Source organism: Kitasatospora sp. NPDC022856 (genome assembly GCF_055561235.1).
The window spans coordinates 135650-161128 of sequence record NZ_JBVHHE010000011.1; the positions used below are offsets into that span (position 1 = coordinate 135650).

The following is a 25479-nucleotide window of genomic DNA, read 5'->3' on the forward strand; positions in this document are numbered from 1 at the left end:
TTCACCGGAACCGGAATGAAGGAGTCCCGAGGATGCGGCGACCGAACTGGGTACCGGAAGGTACGGACCTGGACAAACCGAACGCCGCCCGGGTCTACGACTACTACCTCGGCGGTTCGCACAACTTCGAGGTGGACCGGGAGATGGCCCGCCAGGCGATCGCGCTCTGGCCGGAGCTGCCGCAGATCATGCGCTCCAACCGGGCCTTCCTGCGCCGCGGCGTGCAGTTCGCCGCCGAGCAGGGCATCACCCGGTTCCTGGACATCGGCTCCGGCATCCCGACCTTCGGCACCGTGCACGAGATCGCCCGGGCGATCCGCCCCGAGGCCGAGGTGGTGTACATCGACCGCGACCCGGTCGCCGTCGCGCACAGTCGGCTGCTGCTGGCGGAGGACGAGGGCTGCTCCGTCGTCCAGGCCGACGTCCGGGACGTCGACGACCTGCTGGGCCGCCCCGAGGTGACCGCGCTGCTCGCGCCGGGTGAGCCGGTGGCCGTGCTGCTGGTCGCCGTCATGCACTTCGTCAGCGACTCCGAGGATCCGTGGAAGCTGCTGGAGGTGCTGCGCGAGGCGCTCCCGCCGGGCAGCGCGCTGATCCTCTCGCACGCCTCCCTGGAGGGCCGGCCCGACCAGGCCGAGGACCACCAGAAGCTGTACCGGATGACGCCCACCCCGCTGACCATGCGCACCCGCGAGCAGATCACCGCGATGTTCGCGGGGTTCGAGCTGGTCGAGCCCGGTGTGGTCTACCTCCCCGAGTGGCGCCCCGAGCAGCCGGAGGCGGTCGGCCGGCACCCCGAGCGGATGACCGGGATGGCGGGCGTGGGGTTCCGCCGGTGAACGAAGCGCCGGCACCCGGCAGCGCCGATCGGTTCCACGAGGACTGGGCGCGGCTGCTCTCCGGCGACCACGGCACGGCGGTCCACCCCGGCCTGCTCGGCAGGCTGGTCTCCCGGACCGCCGCGCTGCTCCACCGCGCCCAGCTGGGCGAGCCGTTCGACCCTGGGCTGGCCGCCCGGGCGGGCGCCGAACTCGTCGACGCCCACTTCACCGACCCGGTGGTGCTGGCCCGGGCCCTCGAACTGCTCCAGGAGCACCCCGCGGCCGACGACCGCGGGCCCGCGCTCTGCGGGGCCTTCGCGGCCGGCTGGGCGGCCGCCCTGCGCGAGCGGACCCTGCGCGAGCAGGAGGCCATCCGGACCGCCGCCGACAGCGCCCGGCGGGAGGCCGAGCGGGCGCTGCGCGCCTCCGAGGCGCGGTTCCGCGCGCTGTTCGAGAGCGCGGCGATCGGCATCGGCATCGGCGACACCGAGGGCAACATCCTCGCGGTGAACAAGGCGCTCCAGGAGCTGTTCGGGGCCGCGCCGGAGGACATGCGGGGCCGCCGGGTCGGCGACCTCGTGCACCCCGAGGACACCCCCGGCGTCTGGGAGGCGTACGAGGAGCTGATCAGCGGCAAGCGGGACTACTTCCAGGTCGACAAGCCGTACTACCGGCACGACGGCGAGGTGGTCTGGACCCACCTCACGGTCTCGCTGATCCGGGACGACGACGGCCGGCCGCAGTACCAGGTGGCCATGCTGGAGGACATCACCGACCGCTACCGGCTCCAGGAGCGGCTGCGCCACCAGGCCACCCACGACCCGCTGACCGGACTGCCCAACCGGGCCGCCTTCTTCGAGCGGCTGGAGAAGCTCTTCGAGGAGCCGGACCCGGGCGCCCGGTTCGGCCTCTGCTACGTCGACCTCGACGGCTTCAAAGTGGTCAACGACAGCCTCGGCCACGACACCGGTGACCAGCTGCTGGCCGCCGTCGCCGCCCGGCTGAAGGCCGCCCTCACCCCGCTCGGCCACCTGGTGGCCCGCCTCGGCGGCGACGAGTTCGTCGTCCTGCTGGAGAACTGCCGCGGCGAGCAGGAGGCCGTCGCCGCCGCCAAGACGGTGCTGAAGGCGCTCGCCGGGCCGGTCCTGATCGGCGATCACAAGCTCGCCGTCGGGGCCAGCGTGGGCGTGCTGGAGCGGCGCATCTCGACCACCACGCCGGGCGCCGCGGTCCGCGCCGCCGATCTGACGCTGTACCGGGCGAAGGAGGCCGGCCGCGGCCGCTGGACGCTCTTCGACCCCAAGGAGAACGCCCGCGCGGTCAGCCGCTACGCGGTCTCGGTCCGGATGCCGGCCGCCCTCGACCGCGGCGAGTTCTTCATCGACTACCAGCCCCTGTACGCGCTGGCCGACGGCCGGCTCGCCGCCGTCGAGGCGCTGGTGCGCTGGCGCCACCCGCAGCTGGGCGTGCTGGGCCCGGACGAGTTCGTCACCACCGCCGAGGAGACCGGCCTGATCATGCCGCTCGGCCGCTGGGTGCTGGAGCAGGCCTGCGGCCAGGCGGCCGACTGGATCAAGCGGTTCGGCGACGACGCGCCCCAGCTGAACGTCAACCTGGCGGTCCGTCAGGCCCGTAGCGCCGCACTGGTGACCGATCTCGGCCGGATCCTCGACTCCACCGGGCTGGACCCGGCCCGGCTCCAGCTGGAGATCACCGAGTCCACCGTGGTCGGCCCGGAGGACGAGGCGCTGCGCACCCTGCACGGGCTGGTCGACCAGGGCGTCTCGCTCGCCGTGGACGACTTCGGCACCGGCTGGTCCAACCTCGCCTACCTGCGTGACCTGCCGGTCTCCGGGCTGAAGATCGCCGGCTCCTTCGTCGGCGACCTGCACGACCCGGCCAAGGACGCGGCCACCGGCTGGCGGATCGTCAGCGGCCTGGTGTCGATGTCGCACGCGCTGGGCCTGACGGTCACGGCCGAAGGCGTGGAGACCCTCCGGGACGCCGAGCGGCTGCGCGGCATCGGCTGCGACTGGGCGCAGGGCTGGCACTTCGGGCGGCCGGTGCGACCGGCCGAGATCGCCCGCCGGATCGCCGAGGAGCCGGGCGGCCGGCCGGTCGGCTGACCGGCCGGCCCGGGCGGGTGCCGCCGGCACCGCCGGACGAACCAGGCGAGCACCTCGGCCCGACGAATCAGGCAAAATCCGGACAAACTACTTGACGTGACGGCGGTCACCTGGGCACGATGAGGCCCTGGCACATCCCGCACTCCGGTGCGGGAAGCACATTCGGCCAGTTCGACAGACCGGCGCTTCGGCGCCCGGGAGCCGGCGGCGCACCCCCCGACCGGGCCGCCCTCAGCCGCTCCCCACCGTTTCGGCAGTCCCCCCGGGGACTTCCCTCCGGGGCCCCGCCCCGCGCACCCCGTGTCGCGCACCGGGCCCGCCCCGTCACAGGGGCCGCGCCGTGCCCGGCGCCGCCCGCCGCCTCCTCCCTCCGAGAGGCCGCCCCCGATGAGCAGCACCCTGCCCCCCCACGTCGTTCCGTCCCCGGACCACGACGGCCGGCCGCAGCGCCGGGCCGAGGACCGGGCCGCCCCCCGACGGCCGATGCGCCGCGCCGAGGACCGGGCCACGGCCCGGCGGCCGATGCGCCGGGCCGGGGACGGCGTCGCCAGTCGGCACAGCGTCACCCTGGTCGTCCCCGCCCAGAACGAGGCCCGCAACATCCCCTGGGTGTTCGAGCAGATCCCGCGCTGCGTGGACGAGGTCATCCTGGTGGACGGCTCCTCCGACGACGCCACCGTCCCGATGGCCCGGCACTGCCTGCCGACCGTCCGCAGCGTCCAGCAGAGCGGGCCCGGCAAGGGCAACGCGCTGCGCACCGGCTTCGCCGCCGCCAGTGGCGAGTACATCGTCATGATGGACGCCGACGGCTCGATGTGGCCCGGCGAGATCCCGCACTTCCTCCACTTCCTCGACCACGGCTTCGACTTCGTCAAGGGCTCCCGGTGCATCGCCGGCGGCGGCTCGCTGGACCTCACCAAGGTCCGCTCCTTCGGGAACCGCGCGCTGCTCGCCGTGGTCAACCGCCTCTACGACGCGAGCCTCACCGACTTGTGCTACGGCTACTGCGCCTTCCGCCGCTCCTTCCTGGACGCGCTCGACCTGCGCTCCTCCGGCTTCGAGATCGAGGCCGAGATGATCGCGCACGCGCTGCGCTCCGGACTGCGGATGGCCGAGGTGCCGAGCCTGGAACTCCCCCGCCGCAGCGGTCGATCCCACCTGCACGCCGTCTCCGACGGCCGCCGGGTGCTGAGGACCCTGATCACCGAGCGTCCCGGCGCCCGGTCCTCGGCGGCAGCCTCCGCGGGGGAGCAACGATGAATGGCTCCGACCGGCGCACCGCAGCTGCCTGCCCGCGCTCCGCCGCCCGCGACTCGCTCTACACCCCCGTCCGCGTCGTCGACCTTGACCTGGACGATCCGAGCGAGCTGCGCTCGCCCGGTGGTCTCGGCACCGTCGACCCGGTCGGCCGCGTGTTGGCGTTGGTGCGGCTGCACGGACACCCGCTCGGCTTGGTCACGGCCACCGGAACAGCGGGCGACAGTGCCGCGCTGCGCCGGGCGCTGGTCGACGTCGCCCACCGGGAACTCCCGGTTCCCGCCCTGTCCACCGCGACACCCGCGGCGCGTCCCGGTCGGGTCGGCCGCGCCCGGGTGCCCGCGGGCCCGGTCACGGTCAGCGTGGTGGTCTGCACGCGCGACCGGACCGAGCAGCTGCGGAGCTGCCTCGACTCGCTCCTGCGGACCGGCTATCCGCACGTGGAGGTCCTGGTGGTCGACAACGCCCCGCGGAGCGACGCCACCGAACGCCTCGTCGCCACGCGGTACCGGGACCGCGTCCGGTACCTGCGCGAGCCGGTGCCGGGCCTGGCCCGGGCCCGCAACCGCGGCCTGGCCGCGGTGCACGGCGAGGTGGTGGCGTTCGCCGACGACGACCTGATCATCGACACCGGCTGGGTCGGCGCGCTGGCCGGGGCGTTCGGCGCGGACGACCGGATCGGCTGCGTCACCGGCCTCGTGCTGCCCGCCGAACTCGACACCCCGGCCCAGGCCGCCCTCGAACAGTACGGCGGCTACTCCCGCGGCTTCGCGGCCCGCGACTGGTCGCTGCGCGACCGCCCGGACGACCCGCTGATGCGGTTCTCGGTCGGCCGGTTCGGCTCCGGGGCGAACATGGCCTTCCGGACCGCCCTGCTGCGCGACCTCGGCGGCTTCGACCCGGCGACCGGCGCCGGTACGCCCGCCCGCGGCGGCGAGGAACTGCTGGCCTTCTTCCAGATGCTCGACGCCGGCCACACCGTCGCCTACCAGCCGGACGCCATCGTCTGGCACCGCCACCCGCGCACCGGCGACGCGCTGACCCGGCAGGTCTTCAACTTCGGCGTCGGCTTCGGCGCCTACCTGACCGCCGCCGTCGCCCACCGGCCCGGGCTGCTCACCACGCTCGTCCGGCGCGTCCCCTCCGGTCTGCGCCGCTGGCAGCGGGTGCGCCGGCACCGGGCCCGCTGCGGCCCGGCCGAGGGCGAGGCCGCGCTGCTGCGGCTGGGGCGCCGCGAGTTCCGCGGGCTGCTGGTCGGGCCGTTCGGCTATCTGATCAGCGTGTGGCGCCAGCGGAGCCTGCGCACCGGAGGTGCGTCATGACCACCGTCCTGCGGGCGCCCGCCCAGGTGGTGGAACTCGATCTCGACCGGCCCGGTGGGCCGTGGCGGCCCGGCTTCACGGCCCCGGTCCGCCCGCAGGGGCCCGTGGTGGCCCTGGTCCGCCGGGCCGGCCGACCGCTCGGCCTGGTCGCCGTCGACGCCGACCGGCCGGGTCCCGACGGTAGCGCGGGCCCGGACGCCGGGCGGCTGCGCCGCCGGCTCGTCGAGGCGGCCGAACGCCACCTGGACACCGGGCCGGCGGCCCCCGCCCCGCCGCCCCCCGGCGCCCGCGCACCCCTGGTCAGCGTCATCGTCTGCACCCGCGGGCGGCCCACCCTGCTCGGCGACAGCCTGAGCGCGCTGCTGCGCACCGACTACCCGGCCACCGAGTTCCTGGTGGTCGACAACGCCCCCGAGGACGACGCCACCGAACGGCTGATCCGCACGCTCGGGCCGGACCGGCTGCGGTACCTGCGCGAGCCGGTGCCGGGCCTGGCCCGGGCCCGCAACCGCGGCCTGTCCGCCGCCCGGGGCGAGTACGTGGCCTTCACCGACGACGACGCGCTGGCCGACCCCGGCTGGGTGAGCGCCCTCGCCGGGGCCTTCCGGGCCGACCCCCGGGTCTCCTGCGTCACCGGTCTCGTGGTGCCCGCCGAACTCGACACCGAGGCCCAGGCCGTCTTCGAGCGGTACTGCGGCTTCGGCAAGGGCTTCGCCCCCCGGGACTGGTCGACGCGCACGGCCGGCCGCGACCCGCTCTTCCCCTTCGCCGCCGGCCGCTTCGGCACCGGCGCCAACATGGCCTTCCGCACCACCGTGATCCGCGACCTCGGCGGCTTCGACCCGGCGACCGGCGCCGGTACGCCGACCCGCGGCGGCGAGGACCTGCTCGCCTTCCTGCGCGTCCTGGTCGCCGGTCACACCCTCGCGTACCGGCCGGACGCCGTCGTCTGGCACCGGCACCGGCGCACCATGGCCGAGCTGGAGGCCCAGATCCAGGGCTTCGGCACCGGCCTCGGCGCCTATCTGACCGCCGCCGTCTCGCAGCGCCCCGGCCTGCTGGCCGAGCTGCTGCGCCGCCTCCCGGCCGGCACCCGGTACGCCCTGCGCCGGGCCGTCGCGCCCGCCCCGGCCGGCCCCCGCCGGGGCGGGCGCGACGGCGATCCGGGACTGGCCCGGCTCGGCCGGCTCGAACTGCGCGGCCTGCTGCGCGGACCGTTCAGCTATCTGGTCAGCCGGCGGCAGGACCGCCGGTTCCGGGCGGAGGACTGGTCGTGATGCAGTCGCTCAGCACGCGTTCGCCCGCGCCCGCCCGGCCCTGCTCCTGCCCGCGCCCGCTGCCCTGCCAGTGCTCCTACCGCGACCTGCTGCGAGCCCGCGCCCGGGCCGGCCGGGCCCGGCTGGCCGGGGAGCCGCTGCTGCGCAACGGCCACATCCTGCTGGCGAGTTCGATGGTGGCGGCCGCGCTCGGCGCGATCTTCTGGCTGTTCGCCACCCGCTGGTACAGCGCCGAGACGGTCGGCCTCAGCTACGCCGCCGTCTCCGCCGCCGGGCTGCTCTCCGCGGTCGGCCGGTTCAACCTCAGCAGCGTCCTGGTGCGCTTCCTCCCCGGCGCCGGGCAGCACACCCGGCGGCTGGTGGCCCGCTGCTACGCCGCGAGCATCGCCGCCAGCGCGTTCGCCGCGGTGCTCTTCCTGCTGCTGATCCCGTGGATCTCCCCGAGCCTCGGCTACCTGCGGCAGCCGGTGGTGGCGGTCGCCTTCGTGGTGGTCACGGCCGGCTACTCGCTCTTCGTCCTCCAGGACGGCGCGCTGACCGGACTGCGGCGCACCGGCTGGGTGCTCGGCGAGAACGCGCTGTTCGCCCTGGCGAAGGCGGGCGCGCTGGCCGTCTGCGCGGTCCTCGCGGTCGGCACCGGGATCCTGGTCTCCTGGGCGGCGGCGCTGCTCATCACCGTCCTGCTCACCAACGTCGTGCTCTTCCGCCGGGCGATCCCGGCCCACCAGCGGGCGGCCGGTGCCACCGCGTCCGCCCCGCCGCGGGTGGCCGGCTACGCCGTCGCGGACTACCTGGGCAACATCTCCGGCATCGCCGCCTGCAGCGTCGTACCGCTCATGGTGCTGGCCGTGCTCGGCGCGGAGCAGAACGCCTACTACTCGCTCGCCTGGGTGATCGCCGACAGCCTCTACATGGCCGCCTACAGCATGGGCAGCTCGCTGGTGGTCGAGGCCGCCCGGGCACCCGAACGGCTCGCCGAACACGCCCGCCGGATGATGTGGCACACCGGACTGCTCGTCCTCGCGGCGGTGGCCGTGATCGTGGCCTTCGCCCCCTGGATGCTGCGCCTGTTCGGGCCCGGCTACGCCGAGCACGGCACCACCGTGCTGCGGCTGATGGCCCTCTCCGCCCTGCCCACCGTCGTGCTGAGCCTGGCCACCGACGTCGCCCGGGTGCGCCGCGCCCTGGGCTGGATGATCGGGCTCCAACTCGTCTACGCCGTCCTCGTGATCGCGCTCGTCGCCGGACTGCTGCCCGTGTTCGGCCTCACCGGGGTCGGGCTGGCGTGGCTGCTCGCCGCGACGGTCCTCGCCCTCCCGCTGCTGGTCGCCCTCCCGCGCTGGCTGCCGTCGTCCGATCGGAGATCGTGATGAACACCGTGCCGAACGCCGGACCGGTCACCGCACCGGGCCCCGGCCCCACCCTGTCCGTGGTCGTCTGCAGTTACACCCTCGACCGCTGGGACGACCTGTGCGCCGCCCTCGACTCGATCCGCGCCCAGCGCCGGCAGCCCGACGAGACCGTCGTGGTGGTCGACCACTGCCCCGCCCTGACGGCCCGGCTGGCCGCCCGCCCCGGCCTGCGGCTGGTCGAGAGCCCCGAACGCCCGGGCGTCTCCGGCGCCCGCAACACCGGGGTCACGCTCGCCCGCGGCGAGTTGGTCGCCTTCCTGGACGACGACGCGGTGGCCGAACCCGACTGGACCGAACGGCTGCTGGCCGGCTTCCGCGACCCGCGGGTGCTCGGCGTCGGCGGCCGGGTCGACTCCTGGTGGGAGACCGGCCGCCCCGGCTGGTTCCCGCCCGAGTACGACTGGGTGGTCGGCTGCTCCTACCCGGGGGCCGCCGGGAGCACGGGCACGGTGCGCAACTTCATCGGCGCCAACATGTCCTTCCGCCGGGCCGCGGTGGTCGCCGCCGGCGGCTTCCGCGGCGACCTCGGCCGGATCGGCACCAGCCCGTTCGGCTGCGAGGAGACCGAGCTCTGCCTGCGGCTCACCGCCCGGCACCCCGGCACCGAGCTGCGCTACGAGCCCACCGCCGTCGTCCGCCAGCACGTCCCGCCGGCCCGCACCACCTGGCGCTACTTCAGCTCCCGCTGCTACGCGGAGGGCCGCTCCAAGGCCGTCGTCGCCCGTTACGCGGGCAGCCGGTCGGCGCTGTCCACCGAGCGCCGCTACGTGCGCCGCACGCTGCCCGCCGCGATCCTCCGCGCGCTGGGCCGGCGACGGCTGCGGGCCGCCGGGGCGCTCGGCGCCGGCGCCTGCCTGGCGGCGGCCGGGTACACCGTCGGCCGGCTCGGCCGGGCGGACACCGCGGCCACCGCGGACGCCGGGGAGACCGGTGCGGCCCCCGCCGCCCGGCCCGGCGTCGCGGCCGTGTCCACCAGGAGCCGGCCATGAAGGAGGTCCCGGTGTTCCTGTACCACTCGGTCTCGGACGACCCGCCGCCGTGGATCGCTCCGTACACCGTGACCCCCGCGGCCTTCCGCCGCCAGATCGACCGGATCGTCGACAGCGGGCGGCCCGTGGTGCCGCTGCGCCGGCTGGTCTCGGCGATCCTCGGCGGCCCGCCGCTGCCGCCCCGCGCCGCCGTCCTCACCTTCGACGACGGGTTCGCCGACTTCTACTGGACGGTGGCCCCGCTGCTCGCCGAGCGCGGCCTGCCGGCCACCCTCTACGTCACCGTCGGCGCCGTCCACCCGCCGGGCGGCCCGCCCACCGGCAGCCTCTTCCCGCCGGCCGACATGCTGAACTGGCGGCAGATCAGCACCCTGGACGCGATGGGCGTCGAGATCGGCGGCCACTCCGTCACCCACGCCCAGCTGGACACCGTGTACGGGCGGCGCTGCACCGACGAGATCGTCGAGTGCAAGCGGCGCCTGGAGGACGCCCTCGGCCACGAGGTCGTCGCGTTCGCCTACCCGCACGGGTACTCCAGCCCGGCCGTGCGGCGCAAGGTCCGCGAGGCGGGCTGGACGTCGGCGACAGCGGTGGAGAACAAGTTCAGCTCCGCTTCCGACTCCGTGCTGCGGATCTGCCGGCTGATGGTCCGCAGCGACACTCCCGACCACGTCTTCGACGGCTGGATCGCCGGGCGCGGAGCCCGGGTCGGACCCGTCCCGGAGAGCCTCTACACGCGGCTCTGGCGCAACTACCGCCGTCTGCGCACCGCGGTCGGCAGTCCGGTCGGAAGGCCGTCCAATGGTTGACCAACTGGCCCCCGCCCAGCTCCCCACCGGCGGCCCGCCCCCGGAGCCCGACGGCGCGCGCCCGTTCGGGCGCCTGCGCGCGGGGCCGCTGCGCGCGCTGCGCGCCGGCTGCCGGGAGGCCGGGCCGCTCGGCGTCTTCGCCCGCCTGGCCCTGCCGGCGGCGCTCGCCCTGTGGCTGCTCGCGCTGCCCCGGGTGCGGCTCGGCGGCATGGGCGACCTCGGCCTGATCCAGGTGCTGCCGGCCCTGTACTGGACCGGCCTGGCCCTGCTGGTGGCCGGCTTCGTGGCCGTCCTGCGCGACCGGCGGATCCGCCAGCGCTGGGCGGCCGGGTACGTCCTCGCCCTGATCGCCTTCCTCCACGCCACGCCCACCCTGCTCTACCCGGAACTGCGGTACGCGTGGGCCTGGAAGCACGTGATGGTCGTGGACGCCATGCTGCGCCACGACGGCTCCGTGCCGAACGCCGGCGAGCTGGACATCTACAACCAGTGGCCCGGCTTCTTCCAGCTCAACGTGCTGCTGCTGCGCGCCACCGGCCTGCACTCCGCGCTCGGGTACGCGGCCTGGTTCCCGGTGCTCACCAACGTCCTGCTGCTCGGCCCGCTGCTGCTGATCTTCCGTACCGTCACCCGGGACCGGCGGCTGGTCTGGGGCGGCATCTGGATCTACTACAGCACCTCCTGGATCGGCCAGGACTACTTCTCCCCGCAGGCCTTCTCCTACCTGCTGTTCCTCGCGGTGCTCGCGCTGGTGCTGCGCCGGCTGGCGGCCACCCGCGTCGCGCAGGGACCGCCCGGCGGGGGAGCGTCCGCCGGCCGGGACGCCACGGCGGGTGGGGGATCCACGGCGGGTGAGGGATCCACGGCGGGTGGGGGATCCACGGCGGGTGAGGGAGGCCCGGCCGGCGCGCGGAGCGGGCCGGGCACCGGCGCCCGGGCGATGACCTGGGTGACCGACATCCCGCCCCGGGGCGGGTGGCGCCCGCTGCCGTTCGCCCTGGTGCTCGTCCTGACGGCCGCCATCGCCTGCTCGCACCAGCTCACCCCGCTGATGCTGATCAGCGCCCTGCTGATGCTCGCCCTCCCGCGGCGCAACCGCCGGGTGGTGCTGCCCGCCCTGGTCGGTGCCGTCGGCATCACCCTCGCCTGGGACGCCACGGTCGCGCGGCCCTACCTGGCCAAGAACATCGGCAACCTGGTCGCCGCGCTGGCCTCGCCCGACAACAACGCGCTGCCCGGCCTCCAGCGGCTCGCCCAGCCCGCCCCCGGACAGGTGTTCGCCTCCTGGGTCGACCGGGGCCTGACCGCCGCCGTCCTGCTGCTCGCGGTGACGGCGGTGGTGCACCACCGCTGGGTGCGCCGCACCACCCTGCCGTTGCTCCTGATCGCGCCTGTCCCGCTGCTGCTCGCCAACAGCTACGGCGGCGAGATGATCTTCCGCGCCTACCTGTTCGCGCTGCCCGCGGCCGCTCTGCTCGCCGCGACCGTGCTGATCCCGTCCTCCCGTGCTCCGGCCGGCCCTGCCGCCCCGGCGGGCACCCCCGCCGGCGACCGGGCCCGACGCCCGCGCCGGGCGCTGCCCGCCGTGCGCCGGGGGCTGACCCTGGTGGCACTGCTCGCCCTGCTGGGCGGCCTGGTCTTCGGCTACTACAGCAAGGAGGCCATGAACACCTTCAGCCCCGGCGAGGTCGCCGCACTGCGCTACGTCGCGCACACCGCGCCGCCGGGGTCGCGGATCGTCTCGGTCACCGCAGACCTGCCCGGCTCCGAGGAGCGCTACGACGAGCTCAGCCGGACGGCGCTCTCGGTGGGCACGCCCGACGACCGCCGGCAGCTGGTCGCCGACCCGGCCTCGGCCGTCGAGGCCGCACTCGCCGACCCCGCCGTCACCGGCCCCTCGTACCTCGTGCTGACCAAGGCCCAGACCGCCGAGTGCACGCTGACCGGCATCCTGCCCGCCGACACCGTCGACCGGGTCCGCGCGGCGGCCTCCGCCTCCCCGACGCTGCGGGTGGTGTTCACCGACGGTGACGCCACCGTCTACCGGCACTCCGCCCAGGTCGCCGTCGAGAGCCCGTTCGCGGAGAGTGGGCAGTGATGATGAGGCCGCCTCCCCGCACCGCCGCCCGGCTGGCGTTCGCCCTGCTCGGCTGGGCCGCGCTGGCGTCCACCGTGCTGGCGGCGGGCAGTCCGCTGCGCGTCGCGCTGACCGGCGGCTTCCTGGTGATCGGCCCGGGGGCGGCGGTCCTGCTGGCCCGGCCCACCGTCGCCCGGACGGCCGGCGGGCCCGACCGGCTCGCCGCCGCCTCGCTCGCGGTGGCGCTGAGCACCGCGACGGCCGCGCTGACCGCCGTCGCGCTGCTGGGCTACCACGTCTTCTCGGTGGGCGCCGCGCTCGCCGCCCTGGCGGCCGTCACCACGGTGCTCGCCCTGGTGCCGCACCGCACCCGGCGGGGCCGGCCGGCCGGGGCGCGGCCGAGGCACGGACGGTGGCGACCGGGCCGGGCCCGCCGGCCGGCCGGCGGGTTAGCGGCGGCCGCCCTGCTGGTGTCGGCCGCCGCCTGTTCCGGCACCCCCGGGACGGCCGGCGGCTCCGGGTCGACGGGGTCGGGCACCGGGCTGCCGGCGGGCGCCGCCGCGAACCGGCCCCCGGCGCCCGGCACCTGGCGGCTGGTGTTCGACGACGAGTTCACCGGCTCCTCGCTCGACACGGCGAACTGGACCACCTGCTACGACTGGAACGACGGTGGCTGCACCAACGCCGGCAACGGCGAGGACCAGTGGTACCAGCCGGGCCAGGTCAAGGCCGGCGGCGGCCGCCTCACCCTGACCGCGCAGCCCCGGACGGTGAAGGGCAGCGACGGCCGGACGTACCCGTGGGTCTCCGGCATGGTCAGCACCGGCCGCGACTCCTGGAACGCCGAACCGCGCCACACCTTCACCTACGGCTACTTCGCGGCCTCGATCAAGGTCCCGGCCAACCCGCACGGTTTCTTCCCCGCCTTCTGGCTGATCCCGGCCGCGACCAGGGGCACCCCGCCGGAGGTGGACATCGCCGAGTTCCCCAACACCGACCAGTACGTCCACATGAACCTGCACTGGCGCGGCGCGGACGGCTCCGACCAGCACGTAGGCCAGAACTGGGGCCCCGCCGACTTCTCCGCCGGCTACCACGTCTTCGGCGTCGACTGGGAGCCCGCCGCGGTGACCTGGTACGTCGACGGCAAGGCCTGGTTCCAGGTCACCGACCCCTCGCGGATCCCGACCGTGGCGATGGAGATCGTGATCAACCTCGCCGTCGGGTACCTGGAGTCGCCACCCGCCGGGACGGACTCGGCGGCCCTGCAGGCGCGGTGGGTCCAGGTGTGGCAGCACTGAGAGGTGGGAGCGTCATGGCAGGAGGCCCGCTGGGCGTCGACCGCGCCGTCCCCGCACTGCTGGTGAAGGTCGGTCACTACCCGCTGTCGCACAGCGCCGTCGGCGCGGTGCGCTCGCTCGGCCGGCTCGGCGTCCCGGTCTACGCGATGGTCGAGGACCGGCTGACGCCCACCGCGCTCTCCCGCTACCTGACCGGAGCGCTGGTCAGGCCGAGCACCGGCCGGGAGCCGCCCGCCGAACTGGCGGCCGCCCTGCGGGGGGTGGCCCGCGAGGTGCGGCGGCGAAGCGGGCGGCGGGCCGTGGCGGTGGCCACCGACGACGAGGCCGCCGTGCTGCTCGCCGAGCACGCGAGCGAGCTGGCCGAGGACCTGCTGCTGCCGCCGGTGCCGCCCGGTCTGCCCCGGCGGCTCGCCGACAAGGGCGGCCTGCACGACCTCTGCCGCGGTACCGGCACCCCCACCCCGGCCGCCCGGACGCCCGTCGACCGGGCCGGACTGCTGGCCGCCGCGGCCGAGTTCGGGTATCCGCTGGTGCTGAAGAACCTCGCCTCCTTCACCCGGCTGGAGCGCCCGGTGGTCGGCCACACGACCGTCGTCCGGAGCGAGGCGGAGCTGCTGTCCCACTGCCCGCCCGGGGCCTCCTGCGACGGGCCGCCGCTCGCGGTGCTCGTCCAGGAGTACCTGCCCGCCGAGCAGGCGCGGGACTGGATCACCCATCTGACCTGTGGCCCCGGCGGCGAGCCACTGGCCGTCTTCACGGGTGTCAAACTGCGGTCCTGGCCCCCCGGGGCGGGCGTCACCACCCGGGCCGGGGCCGTCGCCAACCCCGAGCTGGCCGAGCTGGCCGTCCGGCTCTGCCGGCGGCTCGGCTACTGCGGGATCGCCGACCTCGACTGGCGGCTCGACCTGCGGGACGGCCGGTACAAGCTGGTGGACTTCAACCCGCGGACGGGCGCGCAGTTCCGGCTCTTCGAGACCACCGCGGGCGTCGACGTGGTGCGGGCGCTGCACCTGTCGCTCACCGGGCGGCCGGTGCCGCCCGGGCCGCAGCTGCGGCGCGGCTACGGGGTCGGCCAGCTCGACCTGCTCTCCCTCGGGTCCGCCGCGTGGCACGAGCACCGCCCGCCCGCCGACCCGTGGCCGCGCCGGGGCACCGAGCGGGCCTGGCTCTGCGCGGACGATCCGCTGCCGGCCGTGGCCGTCGCCGCCCGGTTCGGCGGCCGGGCCGCGCGGTACGCCGCCCGCCGCCTGGTGGCCGCGGCCCGGGGCGGGGGAGCGCGGGGGGCGTGACGGGGCGCCGTGAGGGCGGCGGCGAGTGGGCGCGCGGGGGCGGGCGTTGACGGCCGGTCAGTCCGGTGCGCCGCCGGTGACGGCGGCCGTGATCCGGCGGGCCGCGAAGTCCGTACCGCAGACGAAGCGCAGCAGCGGGCCGAAGGAGTTCGCCGCGGCCAGCCCGGTGAAGTACAGCCCCGGCACCGAGGATTCGAAGCCGCCGGTCAGCCGGGGCGCCCCGTCCGCCGTGCGCCGCACCGCCCGCCGCAGGCCCGGGTCGAGCAGGTCCAGGCGTTCGACGTCCACCCGGTAGCCGGTGGCCGCCAGCACGTGGTCGACCTCCAGGGCGCCGGTGAGGCCGCGCAGCCGCAGCCGGACGGCGCCCGCCCGCTCCCGCGCGGACTCCACCGAACACCCGGTGAGCACCGGCACGCCCGCGTCCTCGACCCGTTCGCGCAGCCACCAGGCACCGGCCGGGCCGAGCACCGTCCGCACCCGGCCGGCCCGGACGTCGTCGGGGAGATGACGGAAGGCCCAGGGGGCGCGGCAGTAGCCGAGGAGGTTCCAGCCGGGCCCGAGTTCGGTGCCCGGGTACCGGGCGCGCACGGCCGCCGGCCGCTCACCCGGCAGGTCCGCCCCGGGCGCGGTCCCGAACCGCAGCCGGGCCGTCCGGGCCACCAGCGTGGGCCGCGCCCCGGCCTCGGCCAGCAGGGCGGCGCTCTCCAGCGCCGACTGCCCGGCGCCCACCACCGCGACCCGGCGCCCCGCGAAGCGGCCCAGGTCCGCGTGGTCCGAGGTGTGCGAGGCGAGGCCCGCCTCCCGCAGCGCGGCCAGTTCGCCGGGGACGTGGGCGAAGGCCCGCAGCCCGGTGGCGAGTACCACGGCCCGGCTCCGGAGCTCCTCACCGGTGTCCAGCCGCAGCCGGAGGACACCGTGGTCGTAGCCGATGCCGAGTACCGAGCAGCGCTCGACCCCGGGCACGCACCGCTGCTGGAACCATTCGCCGTAGGCGATGAACTCCGCGATCGGCACGGGATAGCGGTCGCCGACCGGCGCCACGCCCAGGGCCGTCCGGTGGTCGGCCAGCCGGTGCCCGGGGGCGGGCGCGGAGATGTTCGAGGCACGCGGGGTGGACTTCAGGAACATCCCGGCGGGCATGTGGTCGCGCCACCCCGCCATCGGCTCCCCGAACACCCGCAGGTCGCTGCCCCGCGCCGCCAGGTGGGCGGCCGTCGCGAGCCCGTACGGCCCGGCCCCCACGACGGCGATCGGCAGTCGGCGATGCGTCGGCACGGACGCCTCCCGGAGTACTCGGACGTCCCTCCAGAATGCCCCTCCGGCCGGTCGGAGGCATCAGGTGCGTGGACGAACCGGGCCCGCCCGGGCGTGCGGACCTGCGCCGGCTCAGCCGACCAGCCGGGACAGCTCGATCGAGTGGCCGGTCCGCTCCACCTTGGCGCGGAGGTAGCGGACGTTGCTGGCCGACAGGTGCACCCCGGTCGGTACCCGGCGCTCGACCGTGATGCCGAGGCCGGCGAGCTGGTCCGCCTTGTCCGGGTTGTTGCTCAGCAGGTCGATGCCGGTGGTGCCGAGCGCCGCCAGCATCTGGGCGGCGGCGGTGTAGTCGCGCCCGTCCTCGGGCAGGCCCAGCGCGGTGTTGGCGTCATAGGTGTCGAGCCCGGCGTCCTGGAGGGCGTAGGCGTCCAGCTTGTTGTACAGCCCGATGCCCCGGCCCTCCTGCCGCAGGTACAGCAGGTAGCCGCCGGCCTCGGCGATCCGCTCCACCGACTCGCGCAGCTGGGGCCCGCAGTCGCAGCGGTCCGAGCCGAAGACGTCGCCGGTCAGGCACTCCGAGTGCAGCCGCACCAGCGGCGTCCCGCCCTCCGGGGTGCTGCCGAAGGCGAGTGCCAGGTGCTCCGCGCCGTCGGCCAGGCCGTGGAAGGTGAACACCTCGGCGTCCGCGCGGTACCCGTCCGGGAAGGTGAGCGGGATGCGCACCCGGGAGCGCACCGTGGCGGTGCCGGGCTGCGTCGGAGCGGTGCCAGGCTGCGTCGGGGCAGGCTGCGGCATGGGCGGGGCCTCCGTTACCGGGGTGATGGTCGGACCCCGACGGTACTCGGTAGTTCCAATTTGAACAACTGTGTTCCGAGCCGCCCGCACCGGGGTGGAGTGGGACGGCGCAGGCTCGCAACACCCCGTGGGGCTCGCCTGTTCCCACCGGTCACGACGGAGGGGGCGGGCGGCCCGTGCGGCCGCCCGCCCCCTCCGTCGTGGCGTGCTACAGGGTGCCGGTGATGGCGGTGCCGGTGTGGTCGCCGTTCACGCCCTGGAGGTTCAGGGCCTGGGGGGCGGTCCAGTTGCCGTCCGCGAGGCGGGTGGTGGTCAGGACGCGGTTGTCGCCGGTGGTGATGGCGAACTGGGCGCCGGTGTCGACCGGGGCGGCGCTGACCGAGGTGGCCGTGACCTGCCCGATGACGCTGCTGACGGAGCCGAAGGGCTGCCAGGAGGCGTTGGCGTAGCGGATGGTGTGGAGCTGGGCGCCGGTGTCGGTGACGACGACGAGGTTCATGTCGTCGCCCTGGCGGGCCATCGCGAGCGAGGTGACCGGGGCGGTGGCGCCGGCGGCGCCGGCGACCGCGCCCCAGGCGCTCCAGCTGCCGGTGGAGCCGGAGCGGATGGTGTGGTAGACCTGCCCGCCCGCGACGGCGGCGACCTGGAGGTCCCCGCCGACTCCGGCCGTGGCGAGGGTGGTGACGCTGCTCAGGGGCCCGGCGGCCTCGAAGACCTTGCCGAAGCCGGTCCAGTACCCGCCGCTGGTGCGGACGCTGTGGAAGAGCTGGCCGTCGGCGAGGACGACGACCTCCAGGTTGGCGCCGGTGGAGGCGATGGCGACCTGGGTGATGTTGCCGAGGTCGCCGACGTTGGTGTTGAGGTCGCCGAAACCGGCCCAGGTGCCGTCGAGGTGGCGGATGGTGTGGTGCAGGTGGCCGTCGCCGCCGAGGGCGACGACGTGGGTGTCGCCGTTGATGCCGGCGGTGGCGACGGCGCGCACGCCGCCGATGTCCCCGGCCTTGGCCTGGACGTCCTCGAACGGGGTCCAGGAGCCGTCGTAGAGGCGGGCGGCCTGGAAGAGGCCGGTGCCGCCCTTGACCAGGGCCTGGGTCTTCCAGCCGACCGAGGTGCCGCGCACCTGCTGGACCCAGGCGGTGAGGTCGTCGACGCGGGTGTTGGTGGCGCCGGTGCGGGTTTCGGTGCTGCCGAAGCAGCCGCCCTGCCAGGAGCGGGAGGCGATGGCGGCGAGTTCGGTCCTGCCGTTGACCTCGCGGACGGCGGGGGCGCCGGTGTCGCCCTGGCAGATCGAGGCGCCGGCGGTGCCGGTGGTGCTGACGGCGTTCGCGGTGACGGCGCCGACGTTGAAGACGCCGCTGTGGAGCTTGAGGGGCACCCACTCGGTCTTGGTGCGGCCGTAGGCGGGTACGCGCAGGTTCTCGCCGGCGGTGGGCGCGGTGGTGGCGAGGGTGAGCGGGGTGATGCCGTCGACGGGTGTGGCGAGGCGGGCCATCACGAGGTCGCGGTCCTGGCGGGGGACGAGCTCGACGATCTCGGTGGCGGCGCCGGTGGTGGTGGTGAGGTCGGTGCGGCCGACGGTGGCGGTGGTCTTCCACTTCGGTGCGCCGGTGGTCAGGGTCTGGGGCTGGGCGGGGTCGTCGGCGAAGCAGGACGCGGCGGTGATGATCCAGTTGCGGTCGACGAGCGCGCCGGTGCAGGCGCGGACGTTGTCGCCGATGGCGAGCTTGGCGGTGTAGGCGTACGCGCCGTCCGACGCCGGGTCACCGACGACGGCGCCGGCAGGCGCGGCGGAGAAGGTGGCCAGCGCGCCGACGACGGCGGTCGCGGCGGCGAGCGCCCCCGTATGGCGGGTACGGGCGGAGGTGGTGCTGGGCATGGAGGCCCCCCTGGGATCGGAATGGAGCAGGTAGGAGCGGTGGGGTGAGTGATCGGTCCGATCACTCACCCCACCGGGTCATGCGAGGTGACGCGAGGTCAGTTGGTGCTGGTGGCGGTGATGGCCTTGACGCCGCCCGCGCCGCCGGGAACCTCGCCCCAGCTGGTCCAGCGGCCGGCGTTGTAGTCGGCGTCGATGCCGTACACCTTGTCGTCCTCGTTCACGGCGTAGACGTGGACGACGTTGTTGGAGGTGCTGCTGGTGACGGCCTTCAGGCGGTTGTCACTGATCTTGGCCCACTGCGGGTCCCAGTAGCCGGTGTCGTAGTGACCGCTGGTGGTGTAGAAGGCGTTGGCACCGGCGATCGCCAGGTCGATCGTGGCGCCGTGGGTGCTGGCGCTGATCGACTTCACGTTCGGCAGGCTGCCGGGCAGCTCGGCCCAGTCGCTCCAGCCGACGCCGTAGTCCGCGGCGCGGGTGTACACCTTGTCGTCCTCGTTGATGACGAAGACGTGGGTGGAGTTGTTGTAGTACGCGCTGGTGACGGCCTTCAGGTGGTTGTCACCGATCTTGTCCCAGTACGGGTTCCAGGCACCGGTGTCGTAGTTCCCGGTGGTCGCGTACAGCGAGCCGTCGCCGCCGATGATCATCAGGTCGGCGAGGTTGCCACGGGCACTGACGGAGATGTCCTTGACGCCCGAGGCGCCGCCGGGGACCTCGTTCCAGTTGCCCCAGGTGCCGCCAACCCGGCCGTCACGGCCGTAGACGTGACCGTCGCCGGCGACCGCGAAGACGTGGACGACGTCACCGATGGCGACGCTGTCGACCTTGAGGAGCCGGCTGTCGCCCATCGGGGTCCAGGTGCGGGTCCAGCGGCCGGCGTTGTAGTCCGCGACCGAGTCCGACAGGGCATCGTCGGAGCCGACGATCTGCACATGCGTACCCGCCTGCACGTCCGCGGTGCGGAACCGCAGCTCCTTCACCCAGGCGGTGAGGTCGTCGACGCGGGTGTTGGTGGCGCCGGTGCGGGTTTCGGTGCTGCCGAAGCAGCCGCCCTGCCAGGAGCGGGAGGCGATGGCGGCGAGTTCGGTCCTGCCGTTGACCTCGCGGACGGCGGGGGCGCCGGTGTCGCCCTGGCAGATCGAGGCGCCGGCGGTGCCGGTGGTGCTGACGGCGTTCGCGGTGACGGCGCCGACGGTGAAGACGCCGCTGTGGAGCTTGAGGGGCACCCATTCGGTCTTGGTGCGGCCGTAGGCGGGTACGCGCAGGTTCTCGCCGGCGGTGGGCGCGGTGGTGGCGAGGGTGAGCGGGGTGATGCCGTCGACGGGTGTGGCGAGGCGGGCCATCACGAGGTCGCGGTCCTGGCGGGGGACGAGCTCGACGATCTCGGTGGTGGCGCCGGTGGTGGTGGTGAGGTCGGTGCGGCCGACGGTGGCGGTGGTCTTCCACTTCGGTGCGCCGGCGGTCAGGGTCTGGGGCTGGGCGGGGTCGTCGGCGAAGCAGGACGCGGCGGTGATGATCCAGTTGCGGTCGACGAGCGCGCCGGTGCAGGCGCGGACGTTGTCGCCGATGGCGAGCTTGGCGGTGTAGGCGTACGCGCCGTCCGCCGCCGGGTCACCGACGACGGCCCCGGCGGGCGCGGCGGAGAAGGTGCTCACGGCAACTGCGGTAGCAGCTATGCCGATTGCCCACGACGACGAAGAAGGGGCTTTGCGAGACATGGTTGGGGTCGCCTCAAGTTGGAAGGAGAGGATGTCGGGGTAATCGCGGAGTCGGACATGATGGTGAATCGTACGGAGAGGCGTCAGACGCCGTTCCCGATGATTGGGTCGCGTTGCCGGGACCAGTGGTGGCATGTCATTGCGAGACGTCACTGGGCCGGTTTCGCAGGACTCTGCGGCATCGCGCAGGCCGCTCGGGTCAGCCGGTAATACGCAGTTCCACCAGTGTGGAGCGAGAACCGCCGATGGTGCCCTCGCCGACGCTCTTGTACCCGCCCTGGGCGACCGTCACGTTCTGTGTGGCGCCGGCGGCCGTGAGGTTGGCGCTGATGGGGTGATCACCGGCCTCCAGGGCGAATACCCGCGGGATCTCCATCGTCAAGAACCCGCCGGGGCCGGTGGCCTGGAAGCAGGCGTCTCCGTTGGTGGTATAGACCTTGATCTGCTGAACGGCGGGATTGCAGTCGGCGAGCAGCAGGTAGCCGTTACCCCTGATGAGCTTGATGTTCCGTTCCTGCAGAATCTCCGCGGCGCCGGGGTAGGTGAAGTCCTCCACCGCGGGCGGCGGCAGATCCGGGTCGGCAGAGGCGGCTGCGGCCGGGGCGGGGGAGGGTGCGGCACCCGACGCCAGGGCGGGTGCGGCGACGGCGGCCAGGAGGACGCCGGAGGCCGAAGCCAAGAGGATTCGGCGGAGACGGACGGACACAATTCTTCCTTTCGCGCCGCCGGATGACGGCAGTCGAACCGCTGTCGCGCATGGATGACGCCCCATCGGGCCCATGCGTCAAGTTCGCAAAATAGTGGGTCCAACAGTCGTTCCGTCAAGTCGGTACCACCCATGTTCGCTCACGGCTGGCGAGGTCCCGCAAACGCATCCTGGTTCGCGTCGATACTCAGCGAATGATCGCAATTGCCCTGGATGTCGCACTCTCCTCCCGTGCCGTCGATCAGTGGACACGAACTGATTGGCTAACGGTCATGAAGGCGTGTTAAAGATCCTCCCCAGGGTCGAGATTCGGCTCACGCGGCACGGGCCGCGTTTCGACAAGACGGGTGTTACCTTGACGCGAGGAATTCGTGCGAAGGGTGGCGCGGGTCGGGGGTCCGGTGCGATACGCGCGCTGGCCCTGTCCCTGCTCCCAACTACCCTCCTGGCGGGGATGATCGTTTCGCCGCCACAGGCGCTCGCGGACGGTGCCGCACCGCCCGCGGCGGGCGCGGGCGCGTTCCCGCAGACCGACCGGGGTCGGGTGGTCCAGCTGTGGATGAACGGTGGTCCGGGCCTGCGTGCTGCCGCCGAGGTTGCCCTGACAGGTGGTGACGCTGACGTACAGAAGTTCCTGGCGCTGGCACCGAGCGAACAGTTCCAGGATGACCGGGTCTCCGTTGCCCAACTCGCCGGTATCGGGGGTACAGGGCTTCAGGATGCCGCCAGGCAGGCCCTCAGGGGGACGCCGGACCAGGTGAAGGCGTTCCTGACGGATGGTTGGAAAGCCCCGCTCTACCAGGATCAGCGGGTACGGGTCGCGCAGATCATCAGCACCGGTGGTCCTGAGGTCCAGGACGCCGGTCGTGCGGCGCTGAACGGCGGTCCCGAGACGATCAAGCTGTTCCTGGAAGCAGGGCAGTACGACCAGCGCGACCAGGACGAGCGGGTCCAGCTGGCCCAGATCCTCAGCGTCGGCGGGCCCTCGGTCATCGCGGCGGGTCGGATCGCACTCAACGGCACGGCGGACGACATCCACGAGTTCCTGGAGGTCGGCCAGCACGTCGCGCGCAACCGCGATCAGGAGACCCTGACGGTCGCGCAGCTGGCAGATCAAGCCAAGGCCGCTGGTGTTCAGGCCGCCGCCCAGACCCAGGCAGCCAAGGAGGCCTCGGCTCGGGCGGTCAAGGCTGCGGAATCGGCGAAGGACGCGGCCGCGGAGGCCGCCGCCCAGACCCAGGCCGCCAAGAACGACGCCCAACACGCGGCCTCTTGGGCCGAGCGTGCCGCCTCGGCCGCCGAGCAGGCATCCAGCGCGGCCCAGCAGGCCATCGGCGCGGCTCGTGCTGCGAACAACTCCGCCAGGGTAGCGGCGAGCGCGGCCTCCCAGGCCGCTTCGGCGGCGGCGGGCGCCGCCCGTGCGGCGACGCGGGCACAGGCGGCGGCAACCGGTGCGGCCACCGACGCCGGCAAGACGGCGGCAGCCCGTCAGGCGGCGACGGACGCGCGCACCGCCGCCGACGGTGCGGACGACGCTGCCGACGCCGCCGAGCAGGCTGGTAACGCCGCTGTGGCCGCAGGCTCCGCGGCCAAGGACGCGCTGAGTGCCGGCCAGAATGCCGGCGCCGCCGCGGACGCTGCTGACCAGGCAGGCGGCTACGCCGCGCAAGCTGGTGTGCAGTCCTCGACGGCATCCCAGGCGGCTGCCGCCACCAGGCGCCACGCCCAGGAGGCCACCCGGGCCGCCACCGCGGCCCAGGCCCTCGCGGCCAAGGCAGTCACCGCAGCCAATGAGGCCCGGGACGCGGCCCGGTCGTCCGCCACGCACGCACGCGCGGCCGCTCAAGCGGCGGAGAACGCAGCCGCTCACGCTGGTGAGGCCGCGAATGCGGCGGAGCAGGCGACCAACTACGCCAGCGGGGCAGAGCAGTCCGCCGTTGAGGCAACCGCCGCCGTGGCCAAGGCGAAGTCCACCCACGACCTCACCCAGCAGATCGAGGCCGAGGGGCTGACCGCCCGGACCAACGCCGCCGTCGAGAAGGCGAAAGACCTGAAGTGGCAGGAGGACCAGCAGAAGGTCGTGCTGGCCGCCACTGCCCAGAAGGTCAAGGACGTCGAGACCCGGGCCCGGACCCTGGCGGTCGAAGCCGCCAATCCGGCGGCCGACCAGGCGGTGATCGCCCTCCAGGGCCGGCAGGTCGCGGTCCTGACCCTCAAGTCGGGTGCCTCCTGGGCCCGTACTGCGGCGGGGATCGCTCTGGCCGGCGACAACACCAAGGTCGTCGAGTACGCTCGCACCGGCTGGACGGCGGCCAGTCAGAGTGACGAGCGCCAGGCCGTCGTGCGGCTCGCCGCCACGACCCGCTCCGACGCGATCGCAGCCGCGGCGCGGACGGCACTGGACGGGAACGACCCCGCCAAGGTAACGGACTTCCTGACGAGTGGCCAGTACCAGGCCGCCGTTCAGGAACTGCGCGTGTTCATCGCGAAGATCATTTCCGTGGGCGGCCCGGTCGTTCAGGAGGCCGGCAGGGCCGCGCTGGCCTCGGGGTCCACCGACAAGTACCGAGAGTTCGTCGCCACCGGGCAGTACGAGGCGCGCTACCAGGACGAGCGTGTCCGTGCCGCCCAGCTCATCGACAGCGGTACCCCGGAGGTCGCGGCCGCGGCACGGGTCGCGCTCATGGGGCCGGCCGCCTCGCTTGACTCCTTCATTCAGTTCGGTCAGTTCCAGGCTGGCCGTGAAGACCAACTGGCAGCGGCGCATGCCGCACAGATAAGCCAGGTGATCGCGGAGGCGTCGGCCGTCGCCGCCACGGCCCGCCAGAACGCCGCAGAGGCGGGACAGGCGGCAGCCACGGCGCGCGGCGCGTCCGAGCAGGCGGCGGAGTACAACCGACAGGCCCAGGCTTCGGCCACCGAGGCCCAGACGTACTCCAACCAGGCGAACCAGTCGGTCAAGGCCGCCGAGGCGTCCGCGACGAGTGCCGCGCAGTCCGCGAAGACCGCACGCAAGGCCCAGTCGGACGCTGCTTCGGCAGTCAGCCGGGCGATCAACTCGGCCGCCAGCGCGCAGTACTCGGCGAACTGGGCCGGTGAGTCGGCCGGTGCGGCCCGCACCGCCGCCAAGAACGCCTGGGACTCCGCGATCGCGGCTCAGAAGGATCGCGATGTGGCGGACCAGGCTTACCGGGATGCTTTCGCCCGGACCGCCGAACTGCAGCGGCAGGACATGGCCGACTGGCTGCGGGAACAGGACCACCTTCGTACGGCGGCGGCCCAGAACCAGCAGAACCAGCCGCAGGGCGAGAAGGACGACAGCTGGATCCCGTCCTGGCTCTCCGGAGGCGTGGACAAGGCCTGGAACATGGCTCAGCCGTTCTTCAACAAGGACATCTGGATCGGGGCGGGGGAGACCGTTCTCGGCGGGGCAATGGTCGGCGCCGGTGCGACCGAGGACTTCGCCGGTGGTGTCGTCTGCTTGACTGGGGTCGGCTGTGTGGCCGGTGCCCCGGCCATCGTCATGGGTACCACGATTATCGTCGGGGGTGCCTACACGGCCGCTGACGGGCTTGACCGGTTCAGCAACGGGATCAAGACCGCCCTGCGGGAGGCCCAGGAGAGCGGGAGCGCTGGCCGTGGGGCTTCCCGTCCCATCGACGAGTCGCTGAAGACCTTCGACGCGAAAGAGCGCCGAATCGCCGATCAGCTCGCGGGCGAGGGCCGCCATGTGAAGGCGATCCCGGAGTCGACCAAGGAGGGCGAGCGGATGTACGACGCCCTCGTCGACGGAGTTCCCACGGAATTCAAGAGCCTGCAGCCCGGCGCTGGACCCAACACCGTCAAGAACCAGCTCAACTCGGCCAAGGGACAGGCCATGGACGCCGTCATCGATGCTCGGGGCTCAGGCCTGGACGAGGCCGGAGCCCGTGCCGGTATGGAGGACTTCCTGAAGCGGAACCGCCCCGGGAGGATGAACTTCATCCGCGTCGTCGGCGATGGTTTCGACATCACCTGGCCCTAGGAGTCGCTTTGTGAGTTCCCGGCACTACATCTTCGTCGAGCCCTTGGATCCGGCGGCCGACCTCGTCGCCGATCTCGGAGCTGCCTGCGGAAGCGAGCTGCACCGCGTTGACAGTGAGCACATGGACCACGTCACGACGGTCGGTCGCGTGACCCGTGTCGAACTCGAACTTTCGCACGAGTTCGAGGAAGACCAGGGCGTTCCCTTCGAGCGGTACCGGGCCGTCATGGTGGTTCGGAACCTCGACGGGGATCTGGAGGGCCAGTCGACCGTCGCGCGCAGGATCGTGCGGTACCTCGCGGACACCAGGCGATACTGGGTCGTCCTCGTGTACGAGCTCCAGTCGTACATCGAGTCGGCGGCGCCCGGCAACACCGGATCACAGGTCTGGCCTCCGGCGGTGAACCGCCCCTAGGGCGC

At 73.9% G+C, this 25479-nt stretch carries 18 protein-coding genes; 13 read left to right on the forward strand and 5 right to left on the reverse strand.

Features of this window, described 5'->3' with window-relative positions:
• The first annotated feature begins 32 nt into the window (after positions 1-32).
• From ACZ34W_RS16155 to ACZ34W_RS16205, 11 genes are all read left to right on the forward strand, one after another.
• A complete protein-coding gene (locus tag ACZ34W_RS16155) occupies positions 33-839 on the forward strand; it encodes an SAM-dependent methyltransferase (protein ID WP_465604455.1) in 807 nt (268 codons plus the stop codon).
• Positions 836-2947 (forward strand): putative bifunctional diguanylate cyclase/phosphodiesterase, encoded by a 2112-nt coding sequence (locus tag ACZ34W_RS16160; RefSeq protein WP_329490672.1) that lies wholly within the window; start codon positions 836-838, stop codon positions 2945-2947. Before ACZ34W_RS16155 ends, ACZ34W_RS16160 begins: the two co-directional genes overlap by 4 nt.
• Before the next feature lie 387 nt (positions 2948-3334).
• The gene (locus ACZ34W_RS16165) at positions 3335-4207 is read left to right on the forward strand and encodes a glycosyltransferase family 2 protein (protein ID WP_465604459.1); all 873 of its coding nucleotides are present in this window, start codon (positions 3335-3337) and stop codon (positions 4205-4207) included.
• Positions 4204-5526, forward strand: coding sequence for a glycosyltransferase family 2 protein (locus ACZ34W_RS16170; RefSeq protein WP_465604462.1), 1323 nt, complete (start codon positions 4204-4206; stop codon positions 5524-5526). The genes ACZ34W_RS16165 and ACZ34W_RS16170 overlap by 4 nt, the downstream gene beginning before the upstream one ends.
• Entirely contained in the window at positions 5523-6803 is a 1281-nt protein-coding gene (locus tag ACZ34W_RS16175; protein ID WP_465604465.1) for a glycosyltransferase family 2 protein, read from the forward strand. The genes ACZ34W_RS16170 and ACZ34W_RS16175 overlap by 4 nt, the downstream gene beginning before the upstream one ends.
• Positions 6803-8173 (forward strand): lipopolysaccharide biosynthesis protein, encoded by a 1371-nt coding sequence (locus tag ACZ34W_RS16180; protein ID WP_329490676.1) that lies wholly within the window; start codon positions 6803-6805, stop codon positions 8171-8173. Before ACZ34W_RS16175 ends, ACZ34W_RS16180 begins: the two co-directional genes overlap by 1 nt.
• Positions 8173-9204, forward strand: coding sequence for a glycosyltransferase family 2 protein (locus ACZ34W_RS16185; protein ID WP_465604469.1), 1032 nt, complete (start codon positions 8173-8175; stop codon positions 9202-9204). Before ACZ34W_RS16180 ends, ACZ34W_RS16185 begins: the two co-directional genes overlap by 1 nt.
• Positions 9201-10013, forward strand: coding sequence for a polysaccharide deacetylase family protein (locus tag ACZ34W_RS16190; protein ID WP_329490678.1), 813 nt, complete (start codon positions 9201-9203; stop codon positions 10011-10013). Before ACZ34W_RS16185 ends, ACZ34W_RS16190 begins: the two co-directional genes overlap by 4 nt.
• Entirely contained in the window at positions 10006-12111 is a 2106-nt protein-coding gene (locus tag ACZ34W_RS16195; protein WP_465604473.1) for a glycosyltransferase, read from the forward strand. The genes ACZ34W_RS16190 and ACZ34W_RS16195 overlap by 8 nt, the downstream gene beginning before the upstream one ends.
• Positions 12111-13391 (forward strand): glycoside hydrolase family 16 protein, encoded by a 1281-nt coding sequence (locus ACZ34W_RS16200; RefSeq protein WP_465604475.1) that lies wholly within the window; start codon positions 12111-12113, stop codon positions 13389-13391. Before ACZ34W_RS16195 ends, ACZ34W_RS16200 begins: the two co-directional genes overlap by 1 nt.
• A gap of 14 nt (positions 13392-13405) precedes the next feature.
• A complete protein-coding gene (locus ACZ34W_RS16205) occupies positions 13406-14680 on the forward strand; it encodes a carboxylate--amine ligase (RefSeq protein ID WP_465604478.1) in 1275 nt (424 codons plus the stop codon).
• 57 nt (positions 14681-14737) lie between these two features.
• Here ACZ34W_RS16205 and ACZ34W_RS16210 read toward each other — a convergent pair whose 3' ends face one another.
• From ACZ34W_RS16210 to ACZ34W_RS16230, 5 genes are all read right to left on the reverse strand, one after another.
• The gene (locus ACZ34W_RS16210; protein WP_465604482.1) at positions 14738-15955 is read right to left on the reverse strand and encodes an FAD-dependent oxidoreductase; all 1218 of its coding nucleotides are present in this window, start codon (positions 15953-15955) and stop codon (positions 14738-14740) included.
• A 111-nt stretch (positions 15956-16066) separates the two neighbouring features.
• A complete protein-coding gene (locus ACZ34W_RS16215) occupies positions 16067-16732 on the reverse strand; it encodes a GTP cyclohydrolase II (protein WP_396488316.1) in 666 nt (221 codons plus the stop codon).
• 208 nt (positions 16733-16940) lie between these two features.
• The gene (locus ACZ34W_RS16220) at positions 16941-18608 is read right to left on the reverse strand and encodes a trypsin-like serine protease (protein WP_465604486.1); all 1668 of its coding nucleotides are present in this window, start codon (positions 18606-18608) and stop codon (positions 16941-16943) included.
• 98 nt (positions 18609-18706) lie between these two features.
• The gene (locus ACZ34W_RS16225; RefSeq protein WP_465604489.1) at positions 18707-20266 is read right to left on the reverse strand and encodes a trypsin-like serine protease; all 1560 of its coding nucleotides are present in this window, start codon (positions 20264-20266) and stop codon (positions 18707-18709) included.
• 262 nt (positions 20267-20528) lie between these two features.
• Complete coding sequence (locus ACZ34W_RS16230) at positions 20529-21035, reverse strand: hypothetical protein (RefSeq protein WP_465604492.1); 507 nt, start codon at positions 21033-21035, stop codon at positions 20529-20531.
• 454 nt (positions 21036-21489) lie between these two features.
• Between ACZ34W_RS16230 and ACZ34W_RS16235 the strand changes: the two genes are divergently transcribed.
• Together ACZ34W_RS16235 and ACZ34W_RS16240 are read left to right on the forward strand one after the other, a co-directional pair.
• Positions 21490-25059 carry a CdiA C-terminal domain-containing protein gene (locus ACZ34W_RS16235; protein WP_465604495.1) on the forward strand — a complete coding sequence of 1190 codons (3570 nt, stop codon included), beginning with the start codon at positions 21490-21492 and terminating at the stop codon, positions 25057-25059.
• Between the two features lie 10 nt (positions 25060-25069).
• Positions 25070-25474 (forward strand): hypothetical protein, encoded by a 405-nt coding sequence (locus ACZ34W_RS16240; protein ID WP_465604498.1) that lies wholly within the window; start codon positions 25070-25072, stop codon positions 25472-25474.
• Positions 25475-25479 lie beyond the last annotated feature (5 nt).

What these genes read in the sequence shown, in the direction of transcription:
- ACZ34W_RS16155 (WP_465604455.1), top strand. Translation starts at nt 33, where the DNA reads ATGCGGCGACCGAACTGGGTACCGGAAGGTACGGACCTGGACAAACCG.
- ACZ34W_RS16165 (WP_465604459.1), top strand. Translation starts at nt 3,335, where the DNA reads ATGAGCAGCACCCTGCCCCCCCACGTCGTTCCGTCCCCGGACCACGAC.
- ACZ34W_RS16170 (WP_465604462.1), top strand. Translation starts at nt 4,204, where the DNA reads ATGAATGGCTCCGACCGGCGCACCGCAGCTGCCTGCCCGCGCTCCGCC.
- ACZ34W_RS16175 (WP_465604465.1), top strand. Translation starts at nt 5,523, where the DNA reads ATGACCACCGTCCTGCGGGCGCCCGCCCAGGTGGTGGAACTCGATCTC.
- ACZ34W_RS16180 (WP_329490676.1), top strand. Translation starts at nt 6,803, where the DNA reads ATGCAGTCGCTCAGCACGCGTTCGCCCGCGCCCGCCCGGCCCTGCTCC.
- ACZ34W_RS16185 (WP_465604469.1), top strand. Translation starts at nt 8,173, where the DNA reads ATGAACACCGTGCCGAACGCCGGACCGGTCACCGCACCGGGCCCCGGC.
- ACZ34W_RS16190 (WP_329490678.1), top strand. Translation starts at nt 9,201, where the DNA reads ATGAAGGAGGTCCCGGTGTTCCTGTACCACTCGGTCTCGGACGACCCG.
- ACZ34W_RS16195 (WP_465604473.1), top strand. Translation starts at nt 10,006, where the DNA reads ATGGTTGACCAACTGGCCCCCGCCCAGCTCCCCACCGGCGGCCCGCCC.
- ACZ34W_RS16200 (WP_465604475.1), top strand. Translation starts at nt 12,111, where the DNA reads ATGATGAGGCCGCCTCCCCGCACCGCCGCCCGGCTGGCGTTCGCCCTG.
- ACZ34W_RS16205 (WP_465604478.1), top strand. Translation starts at nt 13,406, where the DNA reads ATGGCAGGAGGCCCGCTGGGCGTCGACCGCGCCGTCCCCGCACTGCTG.
- ACZ34W_RS16215 (WP_396488316.1), bottom strand. Translation starts at nt 16,732, where the DNA reads ATGCCGCAGCCTGCCCCGACGCAGCCTGGCACCGCTCCGACGCAGCCC.
- ACZ34W_RS16220 (WP_465604486.1), bottom strand. Translation starts at nt 18,608, where the DNA reads ATGCCCAGCACCACCTCCGCCCGTACCCGCCATACGGGGGCGCTCGCC.
- ACZ34W_RS16235 (WP_465604495.1), top strand. Translation starts at nt 21,490, where the DNA reads ATGATCGTTTCGCCGCCACAGGCGCTCGCGGACGGTGCCGCACCGCCC.